The following is a 2,407-nucleotide window of genomic DNA, read 5'->3' as shown; positions in this document are numbered from 1 at the left end:
CTATTGTCTACTTGACAGGGTCAAGTTTAAAGGGAGTTTCTTCTTTAATTTTACATTTTACATTATTAATTCTACATTATTTATATACTCTTACGCACATGGTTTTAAAAATTGCAAAGAGTTCTGTTCCTTTTTCAATGGATAAATCTGATAAAGATTTTTTAGTAATTAAAGCTACTAGGGGAATTCCTATATCTAAAATAACCTTTGCACTATTTCCATTTATAATAATATCAGTAACTATTCCTCTATGAACATTTCTTGCGCTACTTATAAATGAGCCCTTGCTTAATATAATATCTTCAGGTCTAATAGAAATCTTAACATTACCCGTAAAATCAGTATTAACTTGAATTTTTACAGATGAAATCTCTGCAAATACTTCATCATCTTCTTTAATTATATTTCCTTCATAAGTATTTTCATAACCTTTAGCTTTTGAAAGATAAGCTTCATATTGTGAAGTAGATATGCGAAGGTGCTTACCCATACGATGTGCATCTAAATCGCCACGTTTTATCATTTCATATACTGTACTTTTAGTTATCTTTAGTTTTTGAGCTATTTCTTCTGGAGTATATAAAATATCCTCATTCATTTTCTTCACCTTTTCATTTATTATTATAGAAATAATTTAACATAATATTTATATAATAACAAATAAGATATTTATAATAATTTTCAGTTATTTTATATGAATAAATTTCTAAATATAGAGAAGCTTATATAAATAATATGTATTTGACAGTTACTATATTTTTACATTATAATTAGTATTATCAATTTTAGTTCTGTTTTGTTCTGTTTTATTAGGTTTTACTCTAAAAACATATATGTAAGGAGATTATATAATGAAAAAGAAATCGGTTTTAATTTTAATTTTAGGTATAGTAGCTATCTTAGTTAGTGGTTGTACTTCCAAGGAAGATACAAAAGAATCAAATGAGAAAACTATTACTATTGCAGCAGCAGCAAGTTTAAAAAACTGTATGGATGATAAACTAATTCCAATGTTTAATGAAAAATATCCTAATATTAAGGTTCAAGGAACTTATGATAGTTCAGGAAAACTAAAATCACAAATAGAAGAAGGTGCTGAAATAGATGTATTTATGTCAGCAGCTACAAAGCAAATGAATGAATTAGATAGCAAAGGATTAATAGAAGAAAACTCAATAGTAGATTTATTAGAAAATAAAGTTGTACTTATTGTACCAAAAGGAAATAGTAAAGAAATAAATTCTTTTGATGATATATTAAAATCTGATAAAATAGCAATAGGAGATCCAGCAAGTGTACCTGCTGGTCAATATGCAAAGGAATTATTTGAAAATCTTAAAATCTTTGATGAGGTTTCTAAAAAATCAAGTTTAGGAACTAATGTAACAGAAGTTCTAAATTGGGTAGCAGAAGGAAGTGCAGATTCGGGGGTAGTTTATTCTACTGATGCAGCTTCAAATGATAAAGTAGAGGTAGTTTTAGAGGCTCCTGAAGGAAGTGTTTCTAAAATTATTTACCCAGTAGGAATAATTAAAGAATCTAAAAATAAAGAGGAATCAAAAAGCTTTACTGACTATTTACAATCAGATGAAGCAATAAAGGTTTTTGAGTACTATGGATTTTCAGCTAATAAATAGGAGAATAAAATGGATATATCACCAATAATAATATCTTTAAAAACTGCATTAATTTCAATGATAGTCACATTTTTACTAGGTCTTTTTATTGCAAAATTTGTTGTGAATTTAAAGAGTGAAAAAGTGAAGATGGTTTTAGATGGATTTTTAACCTTGCCACTTGTTTTACCTCCAACAGTTATTGGATTTTTTCTTTTAATAATTTTTGGAGTTAATAGGCCTATAGGTAAATTCTTATTAGACTTTATGGGAGTTAAGATAGTTTTTTCATGGTGGGCAACTGTATTAGCCTCTGTAGTTATATCTTTTCCACTTATGTATCGCTCTGCTAGAGGTGCCTTTGAGCAAATAGATGAAAATTTAATTTTAGCGGGAAGAACTCTTGGATTATCAGAAAGAAAAATATTTTGGCGTGTTATTATGCCAAATGCTATGCCAGGAGTTGCTTCAGGTGGAATATTAGCCTTTGCAAGGGGGCTTGGAGAGTTCGGAGCAACAGCAATGATAGCTGGTAATATAGCAAATAAGACAAGAACACTTCCATTAGCTATTTATTCAGAGGTAGCAGCTGGAAATATGGAATCAGCCCTAGACTATGTGCTAATAGTAACTGTAATTTCATTTATAGTAATTATTTTAACTAATTACTTCACTATTAAAGAAAGAAAGTTTTTAAAGTAGGTAAGAAGAAATGAGCTTATTTGTAGATATTAAGAAAAAATTAAAAGGATTTTCTTTAGAGGTTTCATTTGAAACTAAAGGTGATTATC

General features: G+C 28.3%; 3 protein-coding genes. 2 read left to right on the top strand and 1 reads right to left on the bottom strand.

Going from position 1 to position 2,407, the window contains the following annotated elements; translation table 11 throughout:
* Positions 1-76: 76 nt before the first annotated feature.
* Positions 77-598 carry an excisionase family DNA-binding protein gene (locus HUJ77_RS10865; protein ID WP_291708607.1) on the bottom strand — a complete coding sequence of 174 codons (522 nt, stop codon included), beginning with the start codon at positions 596-598 and terminating at the stop codon, positions 77-79.
* A gap of 253 nt (positions 599-851) precedes the next feature.
* On the opposite strand from HUJ77_RS10865, the gene modA reads away from it, so the two are divergent.
* Positions 852-1,637, top strand: a complete 786-nt coding sequence (gene modA / locus HUJ77_RS10860) for a molybdate ABC transporter substrate-binding protein (RefSeq protein WP_291708606.1) — start codon at positions 852-854, stop codon at positions 1,635-1,637.
* A 9-nt stretch (positions 1,638-1,646) separates the two neighbouring features.
* Positions 1,647-2,318: a molybdate ABC transporter permease subunit gene (gene modB, locus HUJ77_RS10855; RefSeq protein WP_291708605.1), complete on the top strand. Its 672-nt coding sequence runs from the start codon at positions 1,647-1,649 to the stop codon at positions 2,316-2,318.
* Positions 2,319-2,407: the final 89 nt, after the last annotated feature.

Source organism: Clostridium sp. (assembly GCF_021443865.1).
Lineage (GTDB): Bacteria > Bacillota > Clostridia > Clostridiales > Clostridiaceae > Clostridium.
Note: the sequence above shows the minus strand (reverse complement) of the source record. Positions and strands in the feature narration are given on the sequence as shown.